Here is a 24,408-nt window from a genome sequence, read left to right as displayed (position 1 = left end):
GACCCTGTGAGACAGCTTCACGAGACCGGTCACGTAGAGTGTTGGATCACATGCACGACGTGTCGTTCGGGGGGCGCGCATGAGCAGCAGCGGCAGGACGTTCTTCGGTCATCCCTGGGGTCTGGCCACGCTCTTCGGCACCGAGATGTGGGAACGTTTCAGCTGGTACGGGCTGCGCGCCATCCTGGCCACCTTCCTGGCCGCCTCCCCGGCCACCGGCGGCCTCGGCATGACCGAGGAGACCGCCCAGGCCGTCGTCGGCGTCTACGGCGCGCTCATCTACCTCGTCGCGCTGCCCGGCGGCTGGGTCGCCGACCGCATCCTGGGCGCCCGCAGGTCGGTGTTCTGGGGCGGCTTCGTCATCATGCTGGGCCACATCAGCATGGCCATCCCGGTCCAGGGGCCGGCCTTCATCGCGATCGGCCTGCTGCTCATCATCACCGGCACCGGCCTGCTCAAGCCCAACATCTCGGTGATGGTCGGAAAGCTCTATCCCGAGGGCGACGACGGCCGCCGCGACTCCGGCTTCTCGTTGTTCTACCTGGGCATCAACCTCGGCGCCTTCTTCGCCCCGCTGGTCGTGGGCTGGCTGGCCGCCGACGACCGCTGGCACCTCGGCTTCGGCGCGGCGGCGGTCGGCATGGCGCTCGGCCTGGTGCAGTACACCCTCGGCCGCAAGCAGCTGCGCGGCGTCGGCGACCGGCCCGGCGAGCCGCTGACCCCGGCGGAGCGCACCAAGGTGCTGCGGCTGACGCTGGTCGGCGTCGTCGTCGTGCTGGCCGTCCTGGCCGTCTGGATCGCCAGCGGCACCTTCGACCTCGACCGCTTCACGCTGGTCGTGACCATCGTCATCCTGGCCGTGCCGATCGTCTACTTCCTCTACGTGCTGCGCGGCCCCCACGAGCTGACCGCCGACGAACGTTCCAAGATGAAGGCCTACATCTGGTTGTTCATCGCCGCGGCCATCTTCTGGATGATCTACGACCTGGCGCCGAGCAAGCTGCTGTTCTTCGCCCAGAACAACACCGACCTCAACCTGCTGGGCGTGCCGATCCAGGCGGCCACCACGCAGTCGTTCAACCCGCTGTTCATCATGATCTTCGTACCGGTGTTCGCGGCGCTGTGGCTCAAGCTCGGCAACCGGGTCAGCACGCCGCAGAAGTTCGCGTTCGCGCTGATCATGGTCGGCCTGAGCTTCGTCGTGATGGCGCTGGCCGCCAAGCTCGCCGAGAGCGGCAAGGTCAGCGTGTGGTGGCTGGTGCTGGTCTACCTCATCCAGGTCTTCGGCGAGCTGTCGCTGAGCCCGGTCGGGCTTTCGGTCACGACCAAGCTCGCACCCGCGGCCTTCAAGGGCCAGATGCTCGGCGTCTGGTTCATCGCCGTCTCGGTCGGCGACGCGGTGGGCGGCCAGACCGGCAGGCTGAGCAGCGTCATGTCCGACACCACGTACTACCTGGTGCTCGCCGCGATGGCGATCGTCGCGGGAGTGGCGCTGTTCATGTTCGTGCGCAAGCTGAGGGAGATGATGGCCGAGCACGACACGCCGACGATGCCCCCGATCCGGTAAAACATCCACCGTGTCCGAAATTCTCGACCTGGCCGGAATCTTTGTCTTCGCCCTCACCGGGGCGCTCATGGGCGTCCGCAAACGGCTGGACGTGGTCGGGATGGCGGTGCTCGCCTCGATGACCGCGCTGGGCGGCGGCATCGTCCGCGACCTCATCCTCAACGTACGGCCCGCCGCCTTCCAGAGCCTCGGCTACGTCCTGGTGCCGCTCGCCGCCACGGTCATCGTCGCCTTCTGGCATCCGCACGTGGCCAGGGTCATGCCCGCCATCATGATCCTCGACGCCGCGGGCCTCGGCCTGTTCTGCGCGGTCGGCACCGAAAAGGCCCTCGAATACGGCCTGAACCCCCTGCACGCGGTCCTGCTGGGCGTGACCACGGCGGTCGGCGGCGGCATGCTGCGCGACCTGCTGGCCGGCGAGATCCCGACCCTCCTGTACGACCGCCAGCTCTACGCCGTGCCCGCGATGGTCGGCTCCGCCGTCATGGGCGCCCTGTACGTCTACGACCTGCACGGCTGGCCCGCGACGCTGGCGGCCGCCGTGATCGCCTTCGTCCTGCGCATCGCCGCCATGAGGTACGGCTGGCGCGCCCCCCTGGCCCGCGGCGTCCGCCCCGACGGCTAGCCCTTGTCGGCTCCCCGGTTCTGGTCGCGGACGAAGTGGCGCTGGAAGACGACGAAGATGACGGCGACCGGGATCGTCGCCAGCAGTGCGGCGGCGAGCTTGAGCGGGAACTGGGTGCCGCCGCCGAGCGAGCCGCTGACCAGGTCGGCCAGCCCGCGCGGAAGCGTGAACAGCGCCGGGTCCTGCACGGCGACCAGCGTGTGCGGGAACTCGTTCCACGAGCTCTGGAACGACAGGATCGTGAGCGTGATCAGCGCGGGCCGCGACATCGGCAGGACCACGGACCAGAAGACGCGGAAGGTCCCCGCGCCGTCCAGGCGGGCCGCCTCCTCGACGCTGCGCGGCACCGACTCGAAGAACTGCTTCATCACGAACACCCCGGCCGCGTCGGCGACGACCGGCAGGATCAGCGCCAGATAGGAGTCGTACATCCCCAGCTGGTTCAAGACCAGAAATTTCGGGATGAAGAGCACGACGCCCGGCACCGCCATGATCGCGATGATCGCCGCGAACAGCCCGCGCCGCCCCCGGAACCGCAGCCTGGCCAGCGCGTACCCGGCCATCGAGTCCAGCAGCAGCCGCCCCAGCGTGAGCACCACGGTGACCAGCAGCGAGTTCGTCAGCCAGATCGGCATGTCCGTGCCGAAGAACACCCGCTCGAACGCCGACAGCGTGGCCGGGTCGGGGATGGGCGAGAGCGGGTGGGCGGAGGCGTCCGGATCGGTCTTGAAGGAGTTGGCGATCTGGATGACGAACGGGTAGACGAAGGCGATGGAGAAGACGATCAGGACGACCCGCCTCATGCCTTGCGCTCCCTCATGATCCAGCGCTGGAGCAGCGTCAGCAGGACGATGATCAGGAAGAGCACGAACGAGATCGCCGTGCCCGAGCCGTAGTCGAAGTCGCGGAAGGCCGTCCGGTACGACAGGAACGCGGGCGTCAGCGTGGTCTTGGCCGGATCGCCCTGGCTCATCACGTAGATCTGGTCGAACACCTGCCAGGTGCCGATCAGCCCGAGCGTCAGCACGAGGAACATCGTCGGCTTCAGCAGCGGCAGCGTCACCCTCAGGAAGCGCTGCCGGCGCGAGGCCCCGTCGATCATGGCCGCCTCGTCCAGCGTCCGCGGGATGTTCTGCAGCGCCGCGAGGAACATGAGCATGAACGTGCCCGACGTCGTCCACACCACCAGCACGATGATCGCGCACATGGCCACGCTCGGCCCCGACAGCCACTCCCACCAGGTCAGGCCCAGCACGCCGTTGCCCGTGAGCGCGGCCGGCGGATCGCCGACGAGGAGCTGGATCACCCCGCGCGGATCGGTGAACCACTGCGGCCCGTTCACCCCGAGGAACCCCAGGACCTGGTTGACCGCCCCGGAGTTGCTGAAGATGAACAGGAACACCACGCTGATCGCCACCGAGCTGGTCACCGAGGGGAAGTAGAACGCGGTGCGGAAGAAGGTCCTGCGCTTGTTCACCGCCAGCGCGAGGCCCAGCGCCAGCGCCGTCTGCAGCGGCACGACCACGGCGACGTAGTAGATGTTGTTGCGGATGCTGGTCATGAAGTTCTCGCGGGCCAGGCCGTCCTCGGTGAACAGCCGCGCGTAGTTCTCCCCGCCCACGAACGGCACGCCCGCCCGGAACGGGGTGCCCTGCCCGTTCCATCCGGTCAGGCTCACCCAGAGCGCCATGAGGATCGGCAGCAGCATGAACAGCCCGAGGATCGCCACCACCGGCGCCACGAACAGCCACCCCGCGAGGTTCTCCCTGGTACGGCTGCGCATGACGTCAGCCGAGCGCGCTCTCGGTGTTCTTCTGGAGCCTGGCCAGGATCGCCTTGGGATCCTGGGTGGCGAGCTGCTGCAGCGAGGTGTCGTAGTCCGACAGGACGCTGTCCATCTTGGGGGCGTTCACCGGCCCCTGCGCGTACTCCGCGCCGTTGACGAACGCGCCGTCGCCGGGGAACTCCTTGAGGTAGGCGTCCTTGGCCGACTGCCGTGAGGGCATGACGCCGAACGCCTTGGCGAAGACCATCTGCTGCCCGGCCTTGGTCATCGCCTCGACGAACGAGATCGCCGCCGCCTTGTTCTTCGACTTGGCGGCGATGCCCCAGCAGTTGGTGAACGACAGCGTGCCCCTGCCCTTGGGCCCGGCGGGCAGCTCGTGCGCGGAGTAGGCGACGCCGGGGTAGTCCGCCCGCATCGCGCCCTTGATCCAGTTGCCCTCGATCGTCATCGCGGCCTTGCCCTTGCCGAACGCCTCGCCGCCCCACTCGGCGTCGAGCGTCTTGGCGAACTGGGCACGCTTGTCGGCCAGCAGGCCCTTGACGTACTCCAGGGCGGCCAGGTTCTCCGGACTGTCGCCGGTGGCGCGCTTGCCGTCCTCGCTGGTGATCCAGCCGCCGGACTGGACCATGAAGACGCCGAGCCGGTCACGTGTCTCGCCGAACGCCAGCGGCGCCACGCCCTTGATCTTCTCGGTGACGGCGGCGAGCTCCTGCCAGGTGGCGGGGATGTCGCCGGCGGTCAGCCCGTTCTTCTTCCAGAGCTCGTCGTTGACGATCAGGGCGAGCGTGGAGAAGTCCTTGGGCGCGCAGTAGAACGTGCCGTCGTAGGTGAACGTCTCGCGCAGGCTCGGGTAGAAGTCCTGGGCGTCGGAGATCTTGTCCCCGTAGGGCTCCAGGGCGCCCACGCTGGCGTAGTCGGCGAAGCGCGCGGCGTCGACGTAGAAGACGTCCGGCGGGTCGCTGCCCGCGAACGCCTGGCCGAGCTGCTGGTGGATGTCCTGCGCCGGGGTGACGGCGGCGGTGTTGCCGCTGGCCTTGGCCCAGGCCTCGGCCGCCTGCTTGACCGCGTTCGTCTCGACCTCGCCGGAGGAGGCCATCAGGATCTGGAGCGCGGCCGGGCCGCTGCTCTGCTGCGCGGGCGCCGCCCGCTGGTCGTCGAAGCCACTGCCGCAGGCCGTGGCCGACAGGAGTACGGCTGCCGCCGCGGGGATCGCGAGGCGTTTCATGAGGGGGGTTCCTTCCGGATGACCAGGGAGGGGGTGAGCAGCACGTGCGCCGCCGCGGGCCGGCCGGACAGGCGGCCGGTGAGCAGGTCGACGCAGTGCGCGGCGGCCTCGGCGAGGGGCTGGCCGAGGCTGGTGAGGCCGACGGCGGCGGCGACGGGGGTGTCGTCGAACCCGACCACGGCCGGCAGGACCTGAAGGGCGCCGAGTGCCACGGAGTCGCTGACGCAGACCAGGGCCGTCGCGCCGCGCCCGGTCAGCTCCCGCGCGGCCGCCCGGCCCTGGGCGCTGGAGCCGTCGGTCTCCAGCGCGAGCCCGGCGTCGAGCCCTTCCGCGGCCAGCGTCCTGCACCAGCCGTCCTTGCGGTCGTCGCCGACGCCGGAGCCGGCCTCCCAGCCGATGAAGCCGATCCGGCGGTGGCCCTCACCGAGCAGGTGGCGGGTGGCGGACTCGGTCCCGGCGGCGCCGTCCACGTCCACCCACGGGTGGCCGGCCGCCGGCGCGCCCCACGGCCGGCCGAAGGTGACGAACGGCAGGTCGCGCTCGGCCAGCCAGGAGGCGCGCGGGTCGCCGTGGTGGGTGCTGGTCAGCACGAACCCGTCGGGCTCGAACTCGCCCAGCAGCTCATCGATCGTGGCGATCTCGGCGCGGTCGCCGGCGGCGGCGTAGAGCAGCACGCGGTAGCCGGACCTGGCCGCCGACTCGGTGAGGCCGTGCAGGAAACGGTCGAAGACGTTCATGCCATCCTGGGTGGTCTCGATCCGCACGGCCAGCAGGCGCGAACGTCCGGTCCGCATCTGCCGGGCCGCGGCGCTCACCCGGTAGCCGAGAGTCTCCACGGACGCGAGCACCCGCTGCCGTGTCTCCTCCTTGACCACTTCGGGGGAGTTGAGCACGTTCGACACCGTCTGGCGGGAGACGTTGGCATGACGGGCCACGTCGGCGATCGTCACCTTTTCCGGCATTTACGACCTTTCTAGGGGTTTGATCGATCTAAAAGGTGTGTGACAGGATTAGATCGTTCAAGTAAACGGAGTGTCAAGGGGTCCTCACCGTGCACGACCATCGTCTGCAACCGCTCCTGCACGACCTCGTCAGCACCGTCCTGGCCCCGACGAGCGCGCTCAGCGGGGCGGACGGCCAGATCAGGCCCGCCGGGGTGCAAGGGCTCTTCCACGCCGACAGCCGCGTGCTCTCGCAGGCCAGGCTGGAGATCGACGGGCGCGAACCGGAGCCGATCGGCCACGCCGTACCGGCCGCGGGGCTCGCCCGCTTCGTCTCCCTGGCCCGGTGGCTGGGCGACCGCGCCGCCGACCCCACCGTCCGGGTCGAGCGTGTGCGGCGGGTCACTCCGGGCGCGATGGCCGAGGAGATCACGATCGCCTCCACCGCGTCGGCCCCCTTCACCTGTACGGTCACCGTCACCCTGGCCGGCGACTTCGCCCCCATCGACGTCGTGAAGTCGGGCGGCGGCGCCGTACCCCTGAAACCCGAGACCACCGGCGGCGAGCTGGTCTGGCGCTCCGGAGGCGCCCGCGTCACCGTCACCTCTTCCGACGGCGGCGAGCGGAGCGAGGCGGGCACGCGGTGGGAGGTGACGCTCGCGCCCGGCGAGCGGCGCACGCTGCGGTGGAACGTCACCGTCACCGACCCGCGCGCGGTCGTCGCGGCACCGGCCGGCCCCCGCGAGTGGAGCAGACCGGAGATCGAGGCCGACGACGCCCGGCTGGTACGGCTGGCCCGCCAATCGCTCGACGACCTGGAGTCACTGCGGCTCACCGTGACCGGGGCGCCCGGAGAGACGTTCCTGGGCGCGGGAGTGCCGTGGTTCCTGACGCTGTTCGGCAGGGACAGCATCTGGGCCGCGCGCATGATGCTGCCCCTGGGCACCTCCCTCGCGGCGGGCACGCTGCGCGTCCTGGCCCGCCTCCAGGGCGCCACGTCCGACGCCGCCACGGGCGAGGCGCCCGGCAAGATCATGCACGAGCTGCGCGGGCACGGGTTCGTCCTCGACAGCGGGCTGCGGCTGCCGCCCACCTACTACGGCACCATCGACGCCACCCCGCTCTGGATCGCCCTGCTGCACGACGCGTGGCGCTGGGGCCTGCCGGAGCAGGAGGTGGCCGGCCTGCTCCCCGCCATGGAGGCCGCGCTCGGCTGGCTGGCCGCCGACGGGGACGCCGACGGCGACGGCTTCCTGGAGTACCTGGACACCGGTGGCCGCGGGCTGGCCAACCAGGGATGGAAGGACTCCGGCGACGCCGTCCGCTTCCGCGACGGCACGCGGGCCGAGCCGCCGATCGCCCTCGCCGAGGTCCAGGGGTACGCGCACGAGGCGGCCCTCGCGGGGGCGGCGCTGCTGGAGGCGTTCGGGCGGCCCGGCGCCGATCGGTGGCGTGACTACGCGGGGCGGCTGGCCGAGCGGTTCAGGGAGCGGTTCTGGGTGGACGGTGGCTATCCCGCGCTCGCCCTCGACCGCGACAAGCGCCCGGTCGACGCGCTGACCAGCAACATCGGGCACCTCCTCGGCACCGGCATCCTGACACCCGGCGAAGAGCGGCGGATCGCGCGGACGCTGGCCGATCCCGCGATGTCGGGCGGGTTCGGCCTGCGCACGATGTCGGCGGCGGACGCGGGGTTCAGCCCGTTGTCCTACCACTGCGGTTCCATCTGGACGCACGACACCGCGATCGTCATCGCCGGTCTCGCCCGCGGCGGTCACGGCGCGCTCGCCGCCCATCTGGCCGAGGGGCTGCTGTCGGCCGCGGAGACCTTCGGTTACCGGCTGCCCGAGCTGCACGCGGGGGACGAGCGCTCGCTGATGGGGCGGGCGGTGCCGTATCCGGCGGCCTGCCGTCCGCAGGCCTGGTCGGCGGCCTCCTCCCTGGCGATCGTTCACGCCGCTGTCGGGCTTTATCCGGATGTCCCGGGCGGGCGGGTGCTGATCCGCCCGGGGGCGCCGCTGGGCGCGCTGACCGTCCGCGGGCTTCGGGTGGCCGGAGCGCCCGTGGACGTGACGGTCGACGGCTCGGGCGCGGCGCGGGTCACGGGCCTGCCTCCGGGACTGCGGGTGGAGGGACGCTAGCGCCCCTGGTGCGGCCGCGATCCTCCCGGCGGCGCTTCAGCTCTCCTGGCGGAAGATGATCGCGGCGCCCAGCGCGGCTTCGGCGGGGACGAAGATCTCGCCGGTGCCGGTTGTGGCGAGGGGGACGTCGTTGCCGCGCAGGAAGCGCTCGGTGGCGGCGAGGTCGCGTACCGACACCGCGTAGGCGACGAACGCCGGCAGGGCCGGTGGGCGCTCGCCGGGCAGCAGTCCGGGCAGCGCCGAAGCGGGCACGATCCTGACGCCCGCCCAGCCGTCGTAGCGGCGCCGCGCCGCGGCCGCCTCCTCGCCGGTGTCCTGTCCGGCGTCCTGGCCGGCATTCTGGCCGGCATTCTGGTCGGCGACGCACAGGACGCACTCCACCAGGGCGGTCGCGCCGTTGGCGTGCTCGACGGTCAGGGCCGCGGAGTCCGGGCCGTTCTCGGCGAACCCGATCCGGCCCTCCGGCAGCGGGCCGGAGATCTCCAGGTAGCGGGCGGGCTCCATCGCGGTGCCCGCGGCGGTCTCGACCGGGCGCTGGATGGCATGCACCCCGCCGTGCCCGACGCCGTCGGCGCTGAGCCGCGCGGCCACCGCGTCCAGGTCGGAGGTGCCGGCGATCACGATGTGCAGGCCCTGGAAACGCTCCAGGAAGCCCGCGATGGCCGCGGACGCCGCCCGGATGGCCGCCACCAGCCCCGGCAGCTTGTCGTCCGGCACCCGCAACGGGATCGGCCGCGCCTCGCCGGGCGTCCCGTCGAGCACCGCCACCAGCTCCACGAACCCGTCGGCGAGGTAGATGTGCGCGTTCGCCACCCCGAACGGCCGCTCGACGCCGGGCACCACGGGATAGGCGGGCGGCGCCACCGTGAACCCGAGCTGCCGGTAACGCCGCGCCGCCCCCTCCATGTCACCGATGACATGCCCCACATGATGCAGACCCACCGCAAACCTCCTTTGGGAGTCAACTCCCAAAGAAGAGTACACTCTCTATTTATAGAGAGCATTCATTTTGTCGTACGGCAGGCCGTCCCCCGTGGCGTCGTACCCGCCCTTCTCCAGCAGTTCCGCCGTCGCCCTCGCGGCCAGCGCGTAGGCGGCCTGCGCGATCGCCGAACCCAGGCTCACCCGCGCCACCCCGGCCGAGGCGAACTCCGCCACCCCCGGCGCCCCCGCCCACGCCATCGCCGCGACCGGCAGCGGCCCGGCCGACAGCTCGGCGAGCGCCCCCAGATCGACCAGCCCGGGAACGAACACGCTGTCGGCCCCGGCCGCCGCGTACGCCTCGGCGCGCCGCTTCACCTCGTCGAGTCGCCCGCTGCCCGCGAGATAGACGTCCGTACGCGCGTTGATCCACACGCGCACGCCCAGCCGATCGGCGGCGGCACGGGCGGCGGCCAGCCGTTCGGCCTGCTCGGCGGGGTCGAGCATCACTCCGGCCACGCGGTCCTCGATGTTCACCCCGACCGCCCCGGCCTGCACGACGGCGGTCACGGTCGCCTCGACCGAGTCGTACCCGGCCTCGATGTCGGCCGACACCGGCAGCCCGACCGCCGCCGCGATCCGCTCGACCACCGCGGCCACCCGGTCGGCGCCCAGGTCCGCTCCGTCGGCGAACCCGAGCGACCAGGCCATTCCCGCGCTGGTCGTCGCGATCGCCCGTGCCCCCGCCGCGGCGATCGCCACCGCCGAGCCCACGTCCCAGGCGTTGGGCAGCAGCAGCGGATCTCCGGGACGGTGCAGGGCGGCGAAGGTCTCTGCCTTGGAACTCGTCATGCGGCCGACCCTACGCGGGCCGCCCGCGCCTCCACCGGCCGGATTCGGACCTCATCCAGCCCCCGGGGATGGCCGGATATGACCGGAAGGGGCGGGCGCGGGTGCCGTACACCAGGAGGCATGGACCAGCTCGACCTCTTCGCGCAGCAGGCGCCGAGCCTCGACCGCACGTTCGCGACCGCCCGCCGCTTCCGGCTGGACGAGACCTCCTGGGTGGAGCACGTGCCCGCCTGGCTGACCGGCGCCGAGCACCTGCTGCACGCGCTCATCGCGGGCGCGGCGTGGGAGCAGCGGCTGCGGCGCATCGCCGACCGCATGATGGTGGAGCCCCGGCTGACCGCGGAGTATCCCGACCTCGCCGACGCGCCCCACGACCTCCTCCGAACGGCCGCCGCCGTGCTGTCGGCCCATTACGGCGTGCCGTACGACGGACTGTGGATCAACTTCTACCGCGACCACCGCGACAGCACCGGCTGGCACGGCGACTGGGCCACGTGCAGGCGCGAACTGTGCGTGGTCCCGGTCCTGAGCCTGGGCGCGACCAGGCGCTTCCTCCTGAAGCCGCGCGCCGGCGGCCGGAGCGTCGCGCTGACCCCCGGCGCGGGCGACCTGGTCGTGATGGGCGGACGCTGCCAGCGCGACTGGCGCCACAGCGTCCCCAAGCAGACCACACCGTCCGGCCCCCGCGTCAGCGTGAACTTCTCCAGCCGTCTCCAGTCCCGGGGGCGTTAAATGGGTTGCCCGGGGTGACGCGCTTCTGGCGTCATTGATCACGTTCGGGATGTACCCGGGAGGAGGCGATACGAGATGACGTACAACGAGGTGACCGGCACCCGCAGGCCGATCAGGATGTGGGCGGAGCCCGGGTCCGTCGACCCGCAGGCGATGCAGCAGCTGCGCAACGTGGCGAACCTGGAGTGGGTCCACGGTGTCGCCGTCATGCCGGACGTGCACCACGGCAAGGGCGCGACGGTGGGCTCGGTCATCGCGATGAAGGACGCCGTCTCCCCGGCCGCGGTCGGGGTGGACATCGGCTGCGGGATGACCGCGGTCAAGACGTCCTACAAGAGCTCGCAGCTGCCCGACAACCTGGCGTACCTGCGCGGGAAGCTGGAGCGGGCGGTCCCGGTCGGCTTCGGCCACCACAAGCTGCCCGTCGATCCGGCCACGGTCCAAGGGCTGAAGACGTCCGGGTGGGGCGCGTTCTGGAAGGGCTTCGACGAGCTCGCGCCGCAGGTGCACGCCCGCAGGGAGCGCGCCGAGGTGCAGATGGGCACGCTCGGCGGCGGCAACCACTTCCTGGAGATCTGCGCGGACGACGAGCAGTGGGTCTGGGTGGTGCTGCACTCCGGCTCGCGCAACATCGGCAAGGAACTGGCCGAGCACCACATCGGCGTGGCCCGCGGCCTGTCGCACAACCAGGGCCTGGTCGACCGCGACCTGGCGGTCTTCCTCGGCGGCACGCCGGAGATGGACGCCTACCGCCGCGACCTGTTCTGGGCCCAGGACTACGCCCGCCGCAACCGCGCGGTCATGATGGGCCTGGTCTGCGACGTCCTCAGCCGCCACCTCCCGGACATCACCTACGACCAGCCCATCTCCTGCCACCACAACTACGTGGCGGAGGAGAGGTACGACGGGGTGGACGTGCTCGTGACCCGCAAGGGCGCGATCCGGGCGGGGAGCGGTGATCTGGGCATCATCCCCGGTTCCATGGCCACGGGCACCTACATCGTGAAGGGGCTCGGGAACGCGGCGGCGTTCAACTCGGCCTCGCACGGCGCGGGACGCAAGATGAGCCGGACGAAGGCGAAGAAGACCTTCACCGTGAAGGACCTCCAGGAGCAGACGTTCGGCGTGGAGTGCCGCAAGGACGCGGGGATCGTGGACGAGATCCCGGGTGCCTACAAGGACCTGGAGTCGGTCATGGCGGCCCAGACCGACCTGGTGAAGGTGGTCGCGCACCTGCGCCAGCTCATCTGCGTCAAGGGGTGACGATCCGGGATCGTCTGACTATGGTCAGAGAATGGACGGAAGGCTCGTCGAGCGGGTGCGGCGCTTCAACCGCACCGTCACCCAGCGCGTGGGCGCCCTGGAGGACGCCTTCCTCGCCAGAGGGCGTCCGCTCGGGCAGGCCAGGGTGCTGTGGGAGATCGGGGACGCGGGCAGCGAGGTACGCCTGCTGCGCGCGCGCCTCGACCTCGACTCCGGGTACCTGAGCAGGGTCCTGCGCGCCCTGGAGGGCGACGGGCTGGTGGTCGTCGAGAGCGACGCGGGCGACGCGCGGGTGCGCCGGGCTCGGCTCACCGAGCGGGGGCGGGCCGAGCGGGCCGAGCTCGACCGGCGCTCCGACGAGCGGGCCGAGTCGATCCTGCGGCCGCTCGACCACGGCCAGCGCGCGCGGCTCGTCGCCGCCATGACCGAGGTCGAGCGGCTGCTGGTCGCCTCCATGGTCGAGGTGGCCGTGAGCGACCCGCGCCACCCCGACGCCCGCCACAGCCTGGGCGAGTACTTCGCCGAGCTGGGCAGGCGCTTCCCCGAGGGGTTCGACCCGGCCCGGGGGATCGCGGCGGGGGAGCGGGAGCTCACGCCGCCCAACGGGCTGATCCTGGTGGCCACGCTCCATGGCGACCCGGTCGGCTGCGGGGCGCTCAAGTTCCATGGCGACGGCGCCCACCTCAAGCGGATGTGGGTGTCGCCGGCCGTACGCGGGCTGGGGCTGGGACGGCGGCTGCTGGCCGAGCTGGAGGCGCGCGCGGCCGGGCACGGCGCGAGAACGGTCCGGCTGGAGACGCACGCCGCCCTCGCCGAGGCCAAACGGCTCTACCAGACGGCCGGCTACAACGAGGTGAGCCGCTTCAACGAGGAGCCTTATGCCCACCATTGGTTTGAGAAGACCCTGAACGCCGACGCGCGGAAGCACGTGCCGTAGGGTGTGCCACATGACCCCGACGCTCAACGACTCCTACGGGAGGGTGGCTACCGACCTTCGGGTGTCCCTGACGGACAAATGCAACCTGCGCTGCACGTACTGCATGCCCCCCGAAGGACTCGACTGGCTGCCCAACGCCCAGTTGCTGACCGCCGACGAGATCGTCAGGCTCGTCACCATCGGGGTCGAACGCCTGGGCATCACCGAGGTCCGCTACACCGGCGGCGAGCCGCTGCTGCGCCGCGAACTGCCCGACATCGTCGCCCGCACCACCCGGCTGCGCCCGCGCCCGCAGGTCTCGCTGACCACCAACGGCATCGGACTGGCCCGCCTGGCCCCCGCCCTCGCCGAGGCGGGGCTCGACCGGGTGAACGTCTCGCTGGACACGCTGGAGCCGGAGACGTTCAAGCGCCTGGCGCACCGCGACCGCCTCGACGACGTCCTGGCCGGCCTGGCCGCCGCGGATGACGCCGGGCTGCGGCCGGTGAAGGTCAACGCCGTGCTCATGCGCGGGATCAACGACCACGAGGCGCCCGCGCTGCTGCGCCACTGCCTGGAGCGCGGCTACGAACTGCGCTTCATCGAGCAGATGCCGCTGGACGCCCAGCACGGCTGGACCCGCGACAACATGATCACCGCCGACGAGATCCTCGCGATGCTGGCGCCGTCCTTCGAGCTGACCCCCGACGACCGGGAGGAGCGGGGCAGCGCGCCCGCCGAACGGTTCCTGGTCGACGGCGGGCCCGCGCGGGTGGGCGTGATCGGGTCGGTGACGCGGCCGTTCTGCGGCGCGTGCGACCGGGTGCGGCTGACGGCCGACGGGCAGGTGCGCAACTGCCTGTTCGCGCGGGAGGAGTCGGACCTGAAGACGGCGATGCGCGCCGGCGCCTCCGACGACGACCTCGCCGCCCGCTGGATCTCCGCCGTCGCCGCGAAACGCCCCGGCCACGGCATCGATGACCCCAGCTTCCTCCAGCCGTCTCGCCCCATGTCGGCGATAGGCGGCTGAGCTCTCCGTCTCTCTCCGTCGTGGCGGGCATCTGGCGGTTTCTGTCCGTTGCGGGGGACTTCCAGCCGTTACGGCGAGCCGCCCCACCACCGCCCGCCGTCGCGGGCGCGCGGCCCCGGCCGATGGCCGGCAGTCTGACGTGGCCGCGCGCCGATACAGCGCACGCGGACCACCTGGGCAAGCCCCCCGGGGGGCGAACCCGTGGCGTGCGGGGGTGATCGCGGCGGTTACCGTGACCGGGTGGAGTATGACGCGGTGATTCTCGCCGGAGGCGCCGCCCGGCGGCTGGGCGGTGTGGACAAGCCCGGCCTGAGCGTGGGCGGGCGCTCGCTTCTGGAGATCGTGGCGGCCGCCGTGCCCGATGCCGGGAGGGTGATCGTCGTGGGGCCGGAGCGGTCTGCCCCGCGAGCCCTCTACGTGCTGGAGGAGCCCCGGGGTGGCGGGCCGGTGCCCGCGTTGCGCGCCGGGCTGAACGAGGTTCTGGCGCCCTGGGTGGCGCTCCTGGCGGGCGACATGCCCCTGTTGCGCCCCGCCCACGTCGCCGCTCTGCGCGGCGTGGCTTCCGGCGGACCGGCGGCCGGCGCGGTTCTGGTGGATGACGGGGGGCGGGAGCAGTGGCTGGCCGGGGTCTGGCGGGCCGGGCTGCTCAGGGAGGCGCTCGGCGGTTATGACGGGCGGTCTCTGCGCGGGCTGCTGGGCCCGCTGGAGCCGGTGCGGGTGGCGTTGCCCGGCCGGCCCTGGTTCGACTGCGACACTATGGACGATCTGGAGGAGGCTCACATGAACGTGCTCAGCGAGTGGACGGCCCTGGTCTGCGGGGAACTCGGCATCGACCCGGCCAAGGTGGACCGGGACCTGATCCTGGATCTCACCAAGGAGGTGGCCCACGGCGTGGCCCGGCCGGCCGCCCCGCTCACCGCCTACCTGCTCGGACTGGCCCAGGGAGCGGGCACCGCGCCGGAGGACGCCGTGGCCCGGTTGACCGCGCTGGCCGGCGACTGGACCGAGGCCACCGGGGAGAAGCTGACCGGCGAGTGACACTGCTACGAACTCCTCGTGTCAACCCGTGACCAAACCTGAAGATTTCCTGTGAATTTCGCGCACCGATGAGGTGTAAACGATTTCGGGAAAGCAGACCTACCCGCTGAGCGGGGGCAAAGAGGTCTTCTCAGAAAAGGGCGAAGCCGGGTGGTTACGGGGGCAAACCACCCGGCTTCGCTTCATCGGCGTTCCGACGGGGGCCCGGAACGCCGGCACCAGCACTCCGACGGGGGACCGGAGCGCTTGGCTAAAGCGTACACCTACAACCCGTGGGATGCGTCAAGACTTAGTCACGACCCGATCTCGCGTCGGTGCAGGGGTATCTCGCTTTGGTTAGCCTCCGGTGTGTGAAAGGTAGGAGGCGGGGAGTCCTTCGACCTCTCATTGGCCCCGATTACGGCTATGTACGGCAAAAAGACGGCGCCGGCGATGAAGAGCAGCCGGTACGGCCACGGGACGGGCACCACGACGGCCAGGATGAGGCAGAGCGTGCGAATGCCCATCTTGATGAGGTAGCTGATCTCGCGCTTGCGCACGTCGTCGGAGAGCGACGGCTGCGCGTCCGTCACCTGGTGGACCTGCTTGCGCGTACGCCACCCCCTCATGCCTCCCACGGTAGACCTCGGAGGTGAAGGACGCGACGGGGCGCCGGTGCCGGAGCGAGGGTCATGCGATCATGGCTTTCGAGTAAGAGGAGGCGAAGATGACGGATCGAACGTATCGGGTGACCGAGATAGTCGGGACTTCGGGGGAGAGTGTCGACGAGGCCATCCGCAACGGCATCAGGCGGGCCTCGCAGACCCTGCGCCACCTGGACTGGTTCGAGGTGACGGAGATCCGGGGGCACATCGATCAGGGCGAGGTCGCGCACTTCCAGGTGGGGATGAAGGTCGGCTTCCGCCTGGAAGACGGCTGATCGTCACGATTTCGCGGTGGTGGGTGACATTTCCGGCGGTGCATCGGAGACTTCGGAGCGAAGGGGGTCGCGATGCATCGCCGAACCGTGGCGCTGGTCTGCGCACTGGGGACCGTTCTCGCAGGGGGCTGCGCCGTACAGGAGGAAACCGCCGTGGGCAGGGACAGGCCCGTGAGCAGCGCCCCGGCGGCCGAGCCGCTGTTACGGCAGAGCGCCGACGAGATCGCCCGCACGGCCGCCAGCCTGCGGCAGGTGGACGACCTGCCGCTGTACGAGATGACCTACCGGGGCTCCTACGACCCCGAAGCCCCGCTCACCAACGCGGAACTGGCCAGGAAGGACTCCGGCTGGGCCTGCTCGCTGTTCCTGCGCGGCGGGGAGTTCGGCCGCAACTTCGACTGGGACCCCAACCCGGCGATGATGATCAGGTCCGACCCGCCCGGCGCCTACGCCTCCCTGGCGATGTCCGACGTCTCCTACATCCTCGACCACGGCGGCGCGCCCGACCTGGCCGCCGACCGGCGCCGCCTCGCCCACGCGGTCCTGACGCCCTTCGACGGTGTCAACGAGAAGGGCCTGGCGGTGGGCCTGGCCTCCGTGCCCACGGCCGACCTGCCCGAGCCCACGCCCGAACGGCCCGCGATCAGCAGCCTGCGGATCATCCGCCTCATGCTCGACCGCGCCGCGACCGTGGAGGAGGCGCTGGAGATCATGCGCTCGCGCACCGTCGACTTCACCGGCGGGCCACAGGTCCACTACCTCATCGCCGACCGCTCCGGCGCCTCGGCCGTCGCCGAGTACGGAGGCGGCCGGCTCCACATCATCCGCGACCGGATCCTCACCAACATCACGATGGCCGGATCGGATCGGGACACCCGCCTGGCCGACACCCGCTACCGCGCGCTCGACCAGGCTCTCACCACCAAGGCCGACGCCCTGGACCTGCTCAGGAGCGTCGCCCAGGGCCACACCCGCTGGTCGGTCGTCTACGACCTGGCCAAGGGGAGCGCACGCGTCGTCACCGCGAAACGGTGGCGACGCGTGCACACCTTCACTCTCAGCTCGCCAACGCTCAGCTCGCCTGGCTGACCGTCGACATGTTGAAGTCCGGCACCCGCACCGGCGGCATGACCGCCCGCGTGAAGTAGTCGTTCCACTCGCGCGGCAGCGTCTGCTCGGCGGCGCCCGCCTCGCTGATGCGGCCCAGCAGGTCCACCGGGCTCTCGTTGAAGCGGAAGTTGTTCACCTCGCCGACGACCTCGCCGTTCTCGACCAGGTAGACGCCGTCGCGGGTCAGGCCGGTGACCAGGAGCGTCTGCGGGTCCACCGTGCGGATGTACCACAGGCAGGTCAGCAGCAGGCCCCGCTCGGTCGAGGCGATCATCTCGTTCAGCGACCTGCCGCCGTCACCGCGCATGATCAGGTTGTCGATGTCGGGAGTGACGGCCAGGCCGCTCAGCTCCGCCGAGTAGCGGGTCTGGCGCAGCGCCGTGAGCGTGCCGCCGGAGACCCACTCGGTCGCCGCCAGCGGCAGCCCGTTGTCGAACACCGAGCTCTCGCGCCCCGCCGAGCGGGTCACGACGAACGGCGCGCAGGCGATGCCCTCCGCCGCCGGGTCACCGGCCAGCGTGAGCGGCAGCGGCGCGAGCCGTTCGCCCACGCGGGTGCCGCCGCCGCGCTTGGAGTAGACCGTCCGGCCGTCCAGCGCGTCCCTGGCGCCCGCCGACCAGTAGGCGTAGATCATGAGGTCGGCGACCGCGCTCGGGGGCAGCAGCGTCTCGTAGCGGCCCGCGGGCAGGTCGATGCGGTTCTTCGCCCACTCCAGCCGCGTGGCCAGGGAGGCGTCGAGCGCGGCGACGTCCACGTCGGCGAAGTCGCGCGTGGCCACGCCCGTCCAGGCCGAGCGCTTGAGGTCGGCCGACTTGGCGTTGAGCTCCAGCCTGCCGGTCGGCTGGTCGTGGCGCAGCCGCAGGCCCGTCGAGGAGCCGAGGAAGGTCGAGGTCAGGGTGTGCTCGGCGAAGCCGTACAGCCTCCTGCCGCCCGCCTCCGCGGCCGAGAACGCCTCGCCCAGCGCGGGCGCGAACTCGCCGAACACCCCGATCTCGGTCGGCACGACCGGATCGGCCCAGCCCGCGCTCGCCGGCACGCCCGACACCAGCGGGCGGGCGTCCTCGGCGGGCTGCGCCTCGCGCGCCGCCGCGTCGGCCGCGGCCACCACGCCTGCGAGCTGCTCCGGACGTACGGCCGCGCGCGAGACCACGCCCACGCCCCCGCCCGCGATCGAGATCACGGTCAGCTGGGCGGAGCGGGCCACGCCGTTCGTGGTCAGGGTGTTGCCCGCGAAGCGCAGGTTGGCCGTCGAGCCGTCGTCCACGACCACCATGCAGTCGTCGGCGCCGGAGAGCTCCAGCGCCCGCTCAACCATCTCCTGGGGAGTCATCACTTGCCACCCTCCTGGACCGTGTTGAGGATGCGGACGCCGCGGAACAGCGCGGACGGGCAGCCGTGGCTGACCGGCGCGACCTGTCCTGGCTGGCCCTTGCCGCAGTTGAAGGCGCCGCCGAGCACGTAGGTCCGGGGGCCGCCGACGGCCTCCATCGAGCGCCAGAAGTCCGTCGTCGTCGCCTGGTAGGCGAAATCCCGCACCTGTCCGGCCAGCGCGCCGTTCTCGATCCGGTAGGCCCGCTGGCCGGTGAACTGGAAGTTGTAGCGCTGCATGTCGATCGACCAGCTCTTGTCGCCGACGATGTACAGGCCGCGCTCCACCCGCGAGATCAGCTCGTCGGTGGCCGGGCCGTCCGGAGCGGGCTTCAGCGAGACGTTGGCCATGCGCTGGATCGGCATGTGGCCGGGGGAGTCGGCGAAACCGCAGCCGTTGGAACGGCCGAAGCCCTTCATCAGCGCCATGCGCCGGTCGAGCTGGTAGCCGACCAGGATGCCGTCGCGCACGATGTCGAAGCTCTGGCCCGCCACGCCCTCGTCGTCGTAGCCGATCGTGGCCAGGCCGTGCTCGACCGTGCGGTCGCCGGTGACGTTCATGATCGGTGAGCCGTAGACGAGCTCGCCGAGCTGGTCGAAGGTGGCGAAGCTCGTTCCGGCGTACGCGGCCTCGTAACCGAGCGCGCGGTCGAGCTCGGTGGCGTGGCCGATCGACTCGTGGATCGTCAGCCACAGGTTCGACGGGTGGATGACCAGGTCGTGGTCGCCCGCCTCGACCGACGGCGCGGCCAGCTTCTCGGCCAGCAGCTCCGGCAGCTGGGCCAGCTCGCCCGCCCAGTCCCAGAAGGTGCCCGTCAGGTACTCGTAGCCGCGTCCGACCGGCGGCGCGATCGTCGACATGTCGTCGAAGCCCTGCTCGGAGGCCTTCATGGCGTTGAGCGCCGGGTGCAGGCGCACCCGTTGCTGCGTGGTGGAGGTGCCGGAGCTGTCGGCGTAGAACTTCTGCTCCTTCACCTGCAGCAGCCGGGCCGAGACGTGGTCGGCGCCCTTGAGCAGCCCCGCCGACCACTCGGCCAGCAGCGCGACCTTGTCGGCCTGGGGCACCTCGAACGGATCCACCTCATACGGCGAGACCCAGGTGAGGCCGGAGTAGACCGGTTCCGGGGCCAGCTCGATCGGCTCCCTGTTGATGGGCGCGCTCACCTCGGCCACCCGCACCGCCTGCTCGGCCACCCTGGCCGCGGCCTCGGGGGTCAGGTCGATGCCGGAGGCGAAGCCCCACGTGCCGCCCTTGACCACGCGCACCGCGAAGCCGAGGTCGTCGGCGTCGACGGCGCCTTCGAGCCGCGTGTCGTAGAGGCTCAGGGACTCGCCCCTGATGCGTTCGAGGCGGAAGTCCGCGTGCTCGGCACCCAGGTCACGGGCACGTTGCAAGGCGGCGTCCGCGAGCTGCCCGAGGGGCAGCGCGAGGAAATCGGGGTCGATTTGACGCATGTCAACGATCCTAACCCCGTGATCTTGTACCCCCTGGACAAGCGCATACCAGCCGGTAGCAGATAGCGTCAGGTCCCATGGCACGCTCAGTACTCGTCACCGGCGGCAACCGGGGCATCGGCCTCGCGATCGCCCGCGAACTCGAAGCGGCGGGCGACGCCGTCGCCGTCACCTACCGATCGGGCGAGCCCCCACAGGGATTGTTCGGCGTCCGCTGCGACGTGACCAGCACCGAGGACGTCGAGGCCGCCTTCGCCAAGGTCGAAGCCGAGCAGGGCCCGGTGGAGGTGCTCGTCTCCAACGCGGGCATCACCAAGGACACCCTCCTGGCCATGATGAAGGAGGAGACCTTCACCGACGTCATCGACGCCAACCTGACCGGCGCCTACCGCGTCGCCAAGCGGGCCATCCGCCCGATGATGAAGCTCAAGCGCGGCCGCATCATCCTCATCTCCTCGGTCGTCGGCCTGTCCGGCCAGGCGGGCCAGGCCAACTACGCCGCGTCCAAGGCCGGGCTCGTCGGCTTCGGCCGTTCCCTCGCCCGCGAGTACGGCTCGCGCGGCATCACCGTCAACGTCGTCGCCCCCGGCTTCGTCGAGACCGACATGACCGCCGAGCTCGACGGCGAGGCCATCGTCAAGAACATCCCCCTGGGCCGCCAGGCCGCGCCCCAGGAGATCGCGCGCGTCGTCCGCTTCCTGGCGAGCGACGACGCCTCCTACATCACCGGGGCCGTGATCCCCGTCGACGGCGGACTCGGAATGGGGCACTGACATGGGCATTCTCGAAGGCAAGCGCATCCTGGTGACGGGCGTGCTGACCGACGCCTCCATCGCCTTCTCCGTGGCCAAGATCGCTCAGGAGGAGGGCGCCCAGGTCGTGCTGACCGGCTTCGGCCGGCTCAGCCTCGTCGAGCGCATCGCCAAGCGGCTCCCGCAGCCCGCGCCCGTGCTCGAACTCGACGTCCAGAACACCGAGCACCTCGACACCCTGGCCTCCCGGGTCGGCGAGCACGTCGACGGCCTCGACGGCGTCGTCCACTCCATCGGCTTCGCCCCCCAGACCGCACTCGGCGGCAACTTCCTCAACACCACGTGGGAGGACGTCGCCACCGCCCTGCACATCTCCACCTTCTCCTACAAGTCGCTGGCCGTGGCCTGCCTGCCCCTCATGAAGGAGGGCGGCTCGGTCGTCGGCCTCGACTTCGACGCCTCCAAGGCCTGGCCCGTCTACGACTGGATGGGCGTGGCCAAGGCCGGTCTGGAGTCCGCCAACCGCTACCTCGCCCGCGACCTCGGCAAGCAGGGCATCCGCGTGAACCTGGTCGCCGCCGGCCCGCTGCGCACGATGGCCGCCAAGTCGATCCCGGGCTTCAAGGAGTTCGAGGACAGCTGGCCGGAGAAGGCGCCGCTGGGCTGGGACCTGTCCGACACCGCCCCGGCCGCGCGCGCCTGCGTCGCCCTGATGTCCGACTGGTTCCCCGCCACGACCGGTGAAATCCTCCACGTGGACGGCGGCGTCCACGCGATCGGCGCATAGCTCTTCCGGGCCCCCGCCACCCCGGGGGCCCTTTCTCCGTGATCGCGTGATCGCTCTCGCCCCGCCGCACGAGCGGGCCTTCCGGGATCGGGTGGCACTTGGCCGGCCAAGGGGGCGTCGTAGCGGCGGGGACCACGTGGGCCCTCACGACCGGCGCTCGACGGGCGGTCACCCATGGCGGCGGGGCGGGTGGGGCGGCTTGCCGTAACGGCAGAACCGCACGACCCCGAACCCGGAAGCCCGCACAGACCCGAGCCCGCCGACCCGCGTGCCCGAACCCGCGGACCCGCACGAACCCGAACCCGCAGATGTGCGACCCCAAGCCCGCCGACGATGGGATCAAGCGAGGCGATGTCGACCGGGTGCAGGGGTGGGTTCGAAGGGGATGGAGTGTTCTTCGCGGCGTTTGCGTTGATGGGCGACGCGGGTGGCGAGGATGGCGGAGGCGAGCAGGACGGCGGTCAGTGCGGTGCCCAGCGCGTCGGAGGCCGGGGTGCTCGGGCGGACCACCTGGCGGCGGTCCTGCAGCGGGACCGTGAGCTCGTCGGCGTACGGGTTGGGCCACAGCAGGTCGATGCGCGGCTCTTCGGGGTCGGCGGTTCTGTGCTCTTCCACCGGTTCGGCGGTGTCCATCAGGTAGGGCTCGCTCTGCGGCGGGGTCGGGGCCTGCGTGGGCAGGACCTGGGTCTCGTCGCGGCGGTGGGTGGGGCGGGTGGACGGGGCCGGGCGGGGTTCGCGGGTGGTCTGGGTGGGTGTGGGGGTCAGGGTGTCGAGCACGCTCTGGTCGTCGCAGGCCAGTACGGGCAGGCAGACGTCGCCCAGCAGTTCGGGGGTCTTGGCCGAGGCCGGGCGGCTGCTCGTCGGCGTCGGGGCGGGTTTGCCGGTCGGCACCGCCTTGCCCACGGTGCCGAGGACCTCGTCGGTGGTCTCGTTCAGACCGTTGGTCACCGGCTCGGCGGCCTTGCCCGTTAATCCGTCCACGGTGCTGGTGACGGCGTTCACGACGTCGCACAGGCTGTTGGTCACGCCGGAGAGCAGCCCGCCGCCCTTGGCGCAGTCCTGGACGGCCGCGACGGCCGGCGCCGCTCCCGGGATGGCGGCCAAGGCCACGGCGAGTACACCCGTCGTGATTGCGGCCCTGCTCCCCATGCGCCCTCCTACTTCGCCTCGGAGGAAATCTTTATGGACATCACCGCCGAGAGGCAGGTGTTTCTCGGCGAAAGTTGCGATTCGGTATCGACTAGTGATACGCGAGTGGCGCTCTCATTCCTTGCTCAGTCGAGCGACGACACGTCGTCGAGCGCCTCCCTGATCTCCCGCGGCAGGATCACGTCCTCGGCCAGCAGGACGGCGTTGAGCTGGGAAGTCGTGCGCGCGCCGACGATCGCCGAGGCCACGCCGGGCTGGTCGCGCACCCAGGACAGCGCGACGGCCAGCGGCGAGACGCCCAGGCCGTCGGCGGCGGTCATGACCGACTCCACGACGCTGCGCGAACGCTCGTCGAGGTACGGCCGGACGAAGTCGGAGAAGTGCGGGGTGGCGGCGCGCGAGTCGGACGGGATGCCGGTGCGGTACTTGCCGGTCAGCACGCCCCTGCCCAGCGGCGACCAGGCCAGCACGCCGGCGCCCACGTGCTCGGCGGCGGGCAGCAGCTCCCGCTCGGGCTCGCGGGCCAGCAGGGAGTACTCGGCCTGGGCCGAGGTGATCGGGATGCGGCCGGGGATCGCGCGCTGGGCGACCGCGGCGGCGGCGAGCTGCCAGCCGGAGTAGTCGCAGACGCCGGCGTAGACGGCGCGGCCGGAGGTGACGATGGCGTCCAGCGCGGCGAGCGTCTCCTCCAGCGGCACCTCCGGGTCGAAGGTGTGGAGCTGCCACAGGTCGACGTAGTCGAGCCCGAGGCGGTTGAGCGAGGCGTCGCAGGCGGCGATCAGGTGGCGGCGTGAGGCGTCACGGGGCCTGCGGCCGGTCGGGGTGACCACGGCCTTGGTGGAGATGACCAGTTCCGAGCGCGGCACCGCGTCGCGCAGCATCCGCCCGAGCAGGCGTTCGGCGTCGCCGCCCGTGTAGACGTCGGCGGTGTCGACGAGGTTGCCCCCGGCCTCCAGGAAGGTGCGCAGCTGCACCGCCGCGTCGTCGGCGTCGGTGTCGCGTCCCCAGGTCATCGTGCCGAGTCCGAGCCGGGATACCGACAGGCCGCTGCGGCCGACATAACGCTGCTCCATGATCCCGCCAGGGTACCGCCCAGCCGCGTCCAACACGGGGATCGACGCCTGCGACACTTGCCAGGTGACCACGCTTCTCCTGGCCCGTCACGGGCTGACCGATTTGACCGGTCCGGTGCTGGCAGGGCGCACTCCGGGCGTACATCTGAGCGAGGCGGGGCGGGCTCAGGCCGCGGCCCTGGCGGGGCGGATCTCCCAGGTGCGCCTGGACGCGATCGTCTCCAGCCCGCTAGAGCGCTGCCAGGAGACCGCCGCCGCGGTCGCGGAGGGGCGCGGGCTGGCCGTACGGACCGACGAGCGCTTCATCGAGTGCGGCTACGGCGAGTGGACCGGGCGCGAGCTCAAGGAGCTCGCCGAGGAGCCGCTGTGGAAGGTCGTGCAGGCGCATCCGAGCGCGGTGGTCTTCCCGGGCGGCGAGGCCATGGCCGAGGTGCAGCGGCGGGCGGTGGCCGCGGTGCGCGAGTGGAACGAGCGGCTCGGGGGGAAGGGTGTCTACCTCGTCTGCAGCCACGGCGACGTGATCAAGGCGATCGTGGCCGACGCTCTGGGGCTCCATCTCGATCAGTTTCAGCGCATTACGTCGGATCCGGCGGCACTCACCGTGATTCGCTATACACCCTTGCGTCCCTTTGTTAGCAGAGTTAACGATATGGGGGAATTGCGGCTTCCCGAGGATTCGGAGGAGAAAGACGGGGGAGAAAAACTCACCGGGAGCGATGCCGCCGTCGGCGGCGGATCCGGGACCACGTAAGGTCAGG

At 71.3% G+C, this 24,408-nt stretch carries 24 protein-coding genes; 13 read left to right on the top strand and 11 right to left on the bottom strand.

All coding sequences use genetic code 11. The features are described 5' to 3' along the window. Positions 1–79: 79 nt before the first annotated feature. Both ACIBI5_RS23750 and ACIBI5_RS23745 read left to right on the top strand, forming a co-directional pair. Positions 80–1,567 carry a peptide MFS transporter gene (locus ACIBI5_RS23750; protein ID WP_397250114.1) on the top strand — a complete coding sequence of 496 codons (1,488 nt, stop codon included), beginning with the start codon at positions 80–82 and terminating at the stop codon, positions 1,565–1,567. Positions 1,568–1,577: 10 nt separating this feature from the next. After that, complete coding sequence (locus ACIBI5_RS23745; protein ID WP_379639182.1) at positions 1,578–2,192, top strand: trimeric intracellular cation channel family protein; 615 nt, start codon at positions 1,578–1,580, stop codon at positions 2,190–2,192. Here the strand turns inward: ACIBI5_RS23745 and ACIBI5_RS23740 are convergent. Genes ACIBI5_RS23740 through ACIBI5_RS23725 form a run of 4 tightly spaced genes read right to left on the bottom strand, consistent with a single transcriptional unit; the run spans position 2,189 to position 6,165 of the window. After that, positions 2,189–2,995 carry a carbohydrate ABC transporter permease gene (locus ACIBI5_RS23740; RefSeq protein ID WP_397250112.1) on the bottom strand — a complete coding sequence of 269 codons (807 nt, stop codon included), beginning with the start codon at positions 2,993–2,995 and terminating at the stop codon, positions 2,189–2,191. The two genes, ACIBI5_RS23745 and ACIBI5_RS23740, sit on opposite strands and share 4 nt — an antisense overlap. Beyond that, complete coding sequence (locus tag ACIBI5_RS23735) at positions 2,992–3,975, bottom strand: carbohydrate ABC transporter permease (protein WP_397250110.1); 984 nt, start codon at positions 3,973–3,975, stop codon at positions 2,992–2,994. The genes ACIBI5_RS23740 and ACIBI5_RS23735 overlap by 4 nt, the downstream gene beginning before the upstream one ends. Positions 3,976–3,979: 4 nt before the next feature. Next, positions 3,980–5,203 (bottom strand): extracellular solute-binding protein, encoded by a 1,224-nt coding sequence (locus ACIBI5_RS23730; protein ID WP_397250108.1) that lies wholly within the window; start codon positions 5,201–5,203, stop codon positions 3,980–3,982. After that, entirely contained in the window at positions 5,200–6,165 is a 966-nt protein-coding gene (locus ACIBI5_RS23725) for a LacI family DNA-binding transcriptional regulator (protein WP_397250106.1), read from the bottom strand. Before ACIBI5_RS23725 ends, ACIBI5_RS23730 begins: the two co-directional genes overlap by 4 nt. 89 nt (positions 6,166–6,254) lie before the next feature. On the opposite strand from ACIBI5_RS23725, the gene ACIBI5_RS23720 reads away from it, so the two are divergent. Beyond that, positions 6,255–8,285 (top strand): glycogen debranching N-terminal domain-containing protein, encoded by a 2,031-nt coding sequence (locus ACIBI5_RS23720; protein WP_397250104.1) that lies wholly within the window; start codon positions 6,255–6,257, stop codon positions 8,283–8,285. A gap of 36 nt (positions 8,286–8,321) precedes the next feature. Here the strand turns inward: ACIBI5_RS23720 and ACIBI5_RS23715 are convergent, their stop codons facing one another. Beyond that, on the bottom strand, positions 8,322–9,227 hold the full coding sequence (locus tag ACIBI5_RS23715; RefSeq protein ID WP_397250102.1) for a VOC family protein: 906 nt from the start codon (positions 9,225–9,227) through the stop codon (positions 8,322–8,324). Between the two features lie 45 nt (positions 9,228–9,272). Then, positions 9,273–10,058 carry an isocitrate lyase/phosphoenolpyruvate mutase family protein gene (locus ACIBI5_RS23710; protein ID WP_397250100.1) on the bottom strand — a complete coding sequence of 262 codons (786 nt, stop codon included), beginning with the start codon at positions 10,056–10,058 and terminating at the stop codon, positions 9,273–9,275. 120 nt (positions 10,059–10,178) lie between these two features. On the opposite strand from ACIBI5_RS23710, the gene ACIBI5_RS23705 reads away from it, so the two are divergent. From ACIBI5_RS23705 to ACIBI5_RS23685, 5 genes are all read left to right on the top strand, one after another. Next, entirely contained in the window at positions 10,179–10,790 is a 612-nt protein-coding gene (locus tag ACIBI5_RS23705; protein WP_397250098.1) for an alpha-ketoglutarate-dependent dioxygenase AlkB, read from the top strand. Positions 10,791–10,865: 75 nt separating this feature from the next. Continuing rightward, entirely contained in the window at positions 10,866–12,053 is a 1,188-nt protein-coding gene (locus ACIBI5_RS23700; protein WP_397250096.1) for an RtcB family protein, read from the top strand. 31 nt (positions 12,054–12,084) lie between these two features. Further along, positions 12,085–12,990 carry a GNAT family N-acetyltransferase gene (locus tag ACIBI5_RS23695; protein WP_397250094.1) on the top strand — a complete coding sequence of 302 codons (906 nt, stop codon included), beginning with the start codon at positions 12,085–12,087 and terminating at the stop codon, positions 12,988–12,990. Between the two features lie 10 nt (positions 12,991–13,000). Next, the gene (moaA, locus tag ACIBI5_RS23690) at positions 13,001–13,999 is read left to right on the top strand and encodes a GTP 3',8-cyclase MoaA (protein WP_397250092.1); all 999 of its coding nucleotides are present in this window, start codon (positions 13,001–13,003) and stop codon (positions 13,997–13,999) included. Positions 14,000–14,239: 240 nt separating this feature from the next. Beyond that, positions 14,240–15,037 carry an NTP transferase domain-containing protein gene (locus tag ACIBI5_RS23685; RefSeq protein ID WP_397250090.1) on the top strand — a complete coding sequence of 266 codons (798 nt, stop codon included), beginning with the start codon at positions 14,240–14,242 and terminating at the stop codon, positions 15,035–15,037. A 293-nt stretch (positions 15,038–15,330) separates the two neighbouring features. Here the strand turns inward: ACIBI5_RS23685 and ACIBI5_RS23680 are convergent, their stop codons facing one another. Further along, the gene (locus ACIBI5_RS23680) at positions 15,331–15,645 is read right to left on the bottom strand and encodes a DUF3099 domain-containing protein (RefSeq protein WP_379617768.1); all 315 of its coding nucleotides are present in this window, start codon (positions 15,643–15,645) and stop codon (positions 15,331–15,333) included. Between the two features lie 98 nt (positions 15,646–15,743). On the opposite strand from ACIBI5_RS23680, the gene ACIBI5_RS23675 reads away from it, so the two are divergent. Both ACIBI5_RS23675 and ACIBI5_RS23670 read left to right on the top strand, forming a co-directional pair. Beyond that, complete coding sequence (locus ACIBI5_RS23675) at positions 15,744–15,956, top strand: dodecin (RefSeq protein ID WP_397108224.1); 213 nt, start codon at positions 15,744–15,746, stop codon at positions 15,954–15,956. 72 nt (positions 15,957–16,028) lie between these two features. Beyond that, on the top strand, positions 16,029–17,045 hold the full coding sequence (locus tag ACIBI5_RS23670) for a carcinine hydrolase/isopenicillin-N N-acyltransferase family protein (RefSeq protein ID WP_397250088.1): 1,017 nt from the start codon (positions 16,029–16,031) through the stop codon (positions 17,043–17,045). On the opposite strand, the gene ACIBI5_RS23665 is transcribed toward ACIBI5_RS23670, so the two are convergent. Together ACIBI5_RS23665 and ACIBI5_RS23660 are read right to left on the bottom strand one after the other, a co-directional pair. Then, the gene (locus tag ACIBI5_RS23665) at positions 17,029–18,396 is read right to left on the bottom strand and encodes a metallopeptidase TldD-related protein (protein WP_397250086.1); all 1,368 of its coding nucleotides are present in this window, start codon (positions 18,394–18,396) and stop codon (positions 17,029–17,031) included. The two genes, ACIBI5_RS23670 and ACIBI5_RS23665, sit on opposite strands and share 17 nt — an antisense overlap. After that, positions 18,396–19,889 carry a TldD/PmbA family protein gene (locus tag ACIBI5_RS23660; protein WP_397250084.1) on the bottom strand — a complete coding sequence of 498 codons (1,494 nt, stop codon included), beginning with the start codon at positions 19,887–19,889 and terminating at the stop codon, positions 18,396–18,398. The genes ACIBI5_RS23665 and ACIBI5_RS23660 overlap by 1 nt, the downstream gene beginning before the upstream one ends. A 77-nt stretch (positions 19,890–19,966) precedes the next feature. On the opposite strand from ACIBI5_RS23660, the gene ACIBI5_RS23655 reads away from it, so the two are divergent. Both ACIBI5_RS23655 and fabI read left to right on the top strand, forming a co-directional pair. Beyond that, positions 19,967–20,662, top strand: coding sequence for a beta-ketoacyl-ACP reductase (locus ACIBI5_RS23655; protein ID WP_379617778.1), 696 nt, complete (start codon positions 19,967–19,969; stop codon positions 20,660–20,662). A gap of 1 nt (position 20,663) precedes the next feature. Continuing rightward, complete coding sequence (fabI, locus tag ACIBI5_RS23650) at positions 20,664–21,428, top strand: enoyl-ACP reductase FabI (protein WP_379617780.1); 765 nt, start codon at positions 20,664–20,666, stop codon at positions 21,426–21,428. A gap of 339 nt (positions 21,429–21,767) precedes the next feature. Here the strand turns inward: fabI and ACIBI5_RS23645 are convergent, their stop codons facing one another. Both ACIBI5_RS23645 and ACIBI5_RS23640 read right to left on the bottom strand, forming a co-directional pair. After that, complete coding sequence (locus ACIBI5_RS23645) at positions 21,768–22,577, bottom strand: hypothetical protein (protein ID WP_397250082.1); 810 nt, start codon at positions 22,575–22,577, stop codon at positions 21,768–21,770. Positions 22,578–22,702: 125 nt separating this feature from the next. Continuing rightward, positions 22,703–23,650, bottom strand: coding sequence for an aldo/keto reductase (locus tag ACIBI5_RS23640; RefSeq protein WP_397250080.1), 948 nt, complete (start codon positions 23,648–23,650; stop codon positions 22,703–22,705). A 64-nt stretch (positions 23,651–23,714) separates the two neighbouring features. On the opposite strand from ACIBI5_RS23640, the gene ACIBI5_RS23635 reads away from it, so the two are divergent. Beyond that, positions 23,715–24,401: an MSMEG_4193 family putative phosphomutase gene (locus tag ACIBI5_RS23635; protein ID WP_397108210.1), complete on the top strand. Its 687-nt coding sequence runs from the start codon at positions 23,715–23,717 to the stop codon at positions 24,399–24,401. Positions 24,402–24,408: the final 7 nt, after the last annotated feature.

The sequence above is a fragment of the Nonomuraea sp. NPDC050540 genome, from assembly GCF_044457485.1.
Taxonomy (GTDB): Bacteria; Actinomycetota; Actinomycetes; order Streptosporangiales; family Streptosporangiaceae; genus Nonomuraea.
Note: the sequence above shows the minus strand (reverse complement) of the source record. Positions and strands in the feature narration are given on the sequence as shown.

Bases quoted from the DNA above. Each gene is read 5' to 3' on its own strand.
- ACIBI5_RS23750 (WP_397250114.1), top strand. From the start codon at position 80: ATGAGCAGCAGCGGCAGGACGTTCTTCGGTCATCCCTGGGGTCTGGCC.
- ACIBI5_RS23740 (WP_397250112.1), bottom strand. From the start codon at position 2,995: ATGAGGCGGGTCGTCCTGATCGTCTTCTCCATCGCCTTCGTCTACCCG.
- ACIBI5_RS23735 (WP_397250110.1), bottom strand. From the start codon at position 3,975: ATGCGCAGCCGTACCAGGGAGAACCTCGCGGGGTGGCTGTTCGTGGCG.
- ACIBI5_RS23730 (WP_397250108.1), bottom strand. From the start codon at position 5,203: ATGAAACGCCTCGCGATCCCCGCGGCGGCAGCCGTACTCCTGTCGGCC.
- ACIBI5_RS23725 (WP_397250106.1), bottom strand. From the start codon at position 6,165: ATGCCGGAAAAGGTGACGATCGCCGACGTGGCCCGTCATGCCAACGTC.
- ACIBI5_RS23710 (WP_397250100.1), bottom strand. From the start codon at position 10,058: ATGACGAGTTCCAAGGCAGAGACCTTCGCCGCCCTGCACCGTCCCGGA.
- ACIBI5_RS23705 (WP_397250098.1), top strand. From the start codon at position 10,179: ATGGACCAGCTCGACCTCTTCGCGCAGCAGGCGCCGAGCCTCGACCGC.
- ACIBI5_RS23700 (WP_397250096.1), top strand. From the start codon at position 10,866: ATGACGTACAACGAGGTGACCGGCACCCGCAGGCCGATCAGGATGTGG.
- ACIBI5_RS23695 (WP_397250094.1), top strand. From the start codon at position 12,085: ATGGACGGAAGGCTCGTCGAGCGGGTGCGGCGCTTCAACCGCACCGTC.
- moaA (WP_397250092.1), top strand. From the start codon at position 13,001: ATGACCCCGACGCTCAACGACTCCTACGGGAGGGTGGCTACCGACCTT.
- ACIBI5_RS23680 (WP_379617768.1), bottom strand. From the start codon at position 15,645: ATGAGGGGGTGGCGTACGCGCAAGCAGGTCCACCAGGTGACGGACGCG.
- ACIBI5_RS23675 (WP_397108224.1), top strand. From the start codon at position 15,744: ATGACGGATCGAACGTATCGGGTGACCGAGATAGTCGGGACTTCGGGG.
- ACIBI5_RS23670 (WP_397250088.1), top strand. From the start codon at position 16,029: ATGCATCGCCGAACCGTGGCGCTGGTCTGCGCACTGGGGACCGTTCTC.
- ACIBI5_RS23665 (WP_397250086.1), bottom strand. From the start codon at position 18,396: ATGACTCCCCAGGAGATGGTTGAGCGGGCGCTGGAGCTCTCCGGCGCC.
- ACIBI5_RS23660 (WP_397250084.1), bottom strand. From the start codon at position 19,889: ATGCGTCAAATCGACCCCGATTTCCTCGCGCTGCCCCTCGGGCAGCTC.
- ACIBI5_RS23655 (WP_379617778.1), top strand. From the start codon at position 19,967: ATGGCACGCTCAGTACTCGTCACCGGCGGCAACCGGGGCATCGGCCTC.
- fabI (WP_379617780.1), top strand. From the start codon at position 20,664: ATGGGCATTCTCGAAGGCAAGCGCATCCTGGTGACGGGCGTGCTGACC.
- ACIBI5_RS23645 (WP_397250082.1), bottom strand. From the start codon at position 22,577: ATGGGGAGCAGGGCCGCAATCACGACGGGTGTACTCGCCGTGGCCTTG.
- ACIBI5_RS23640 (WP_397250080.1), bottom strand. From the start codon at position 23,650: ATGGAGCAGCGTTATGTCGGCCGCAGCGGCCTGTCGGTATCCCGGCTC.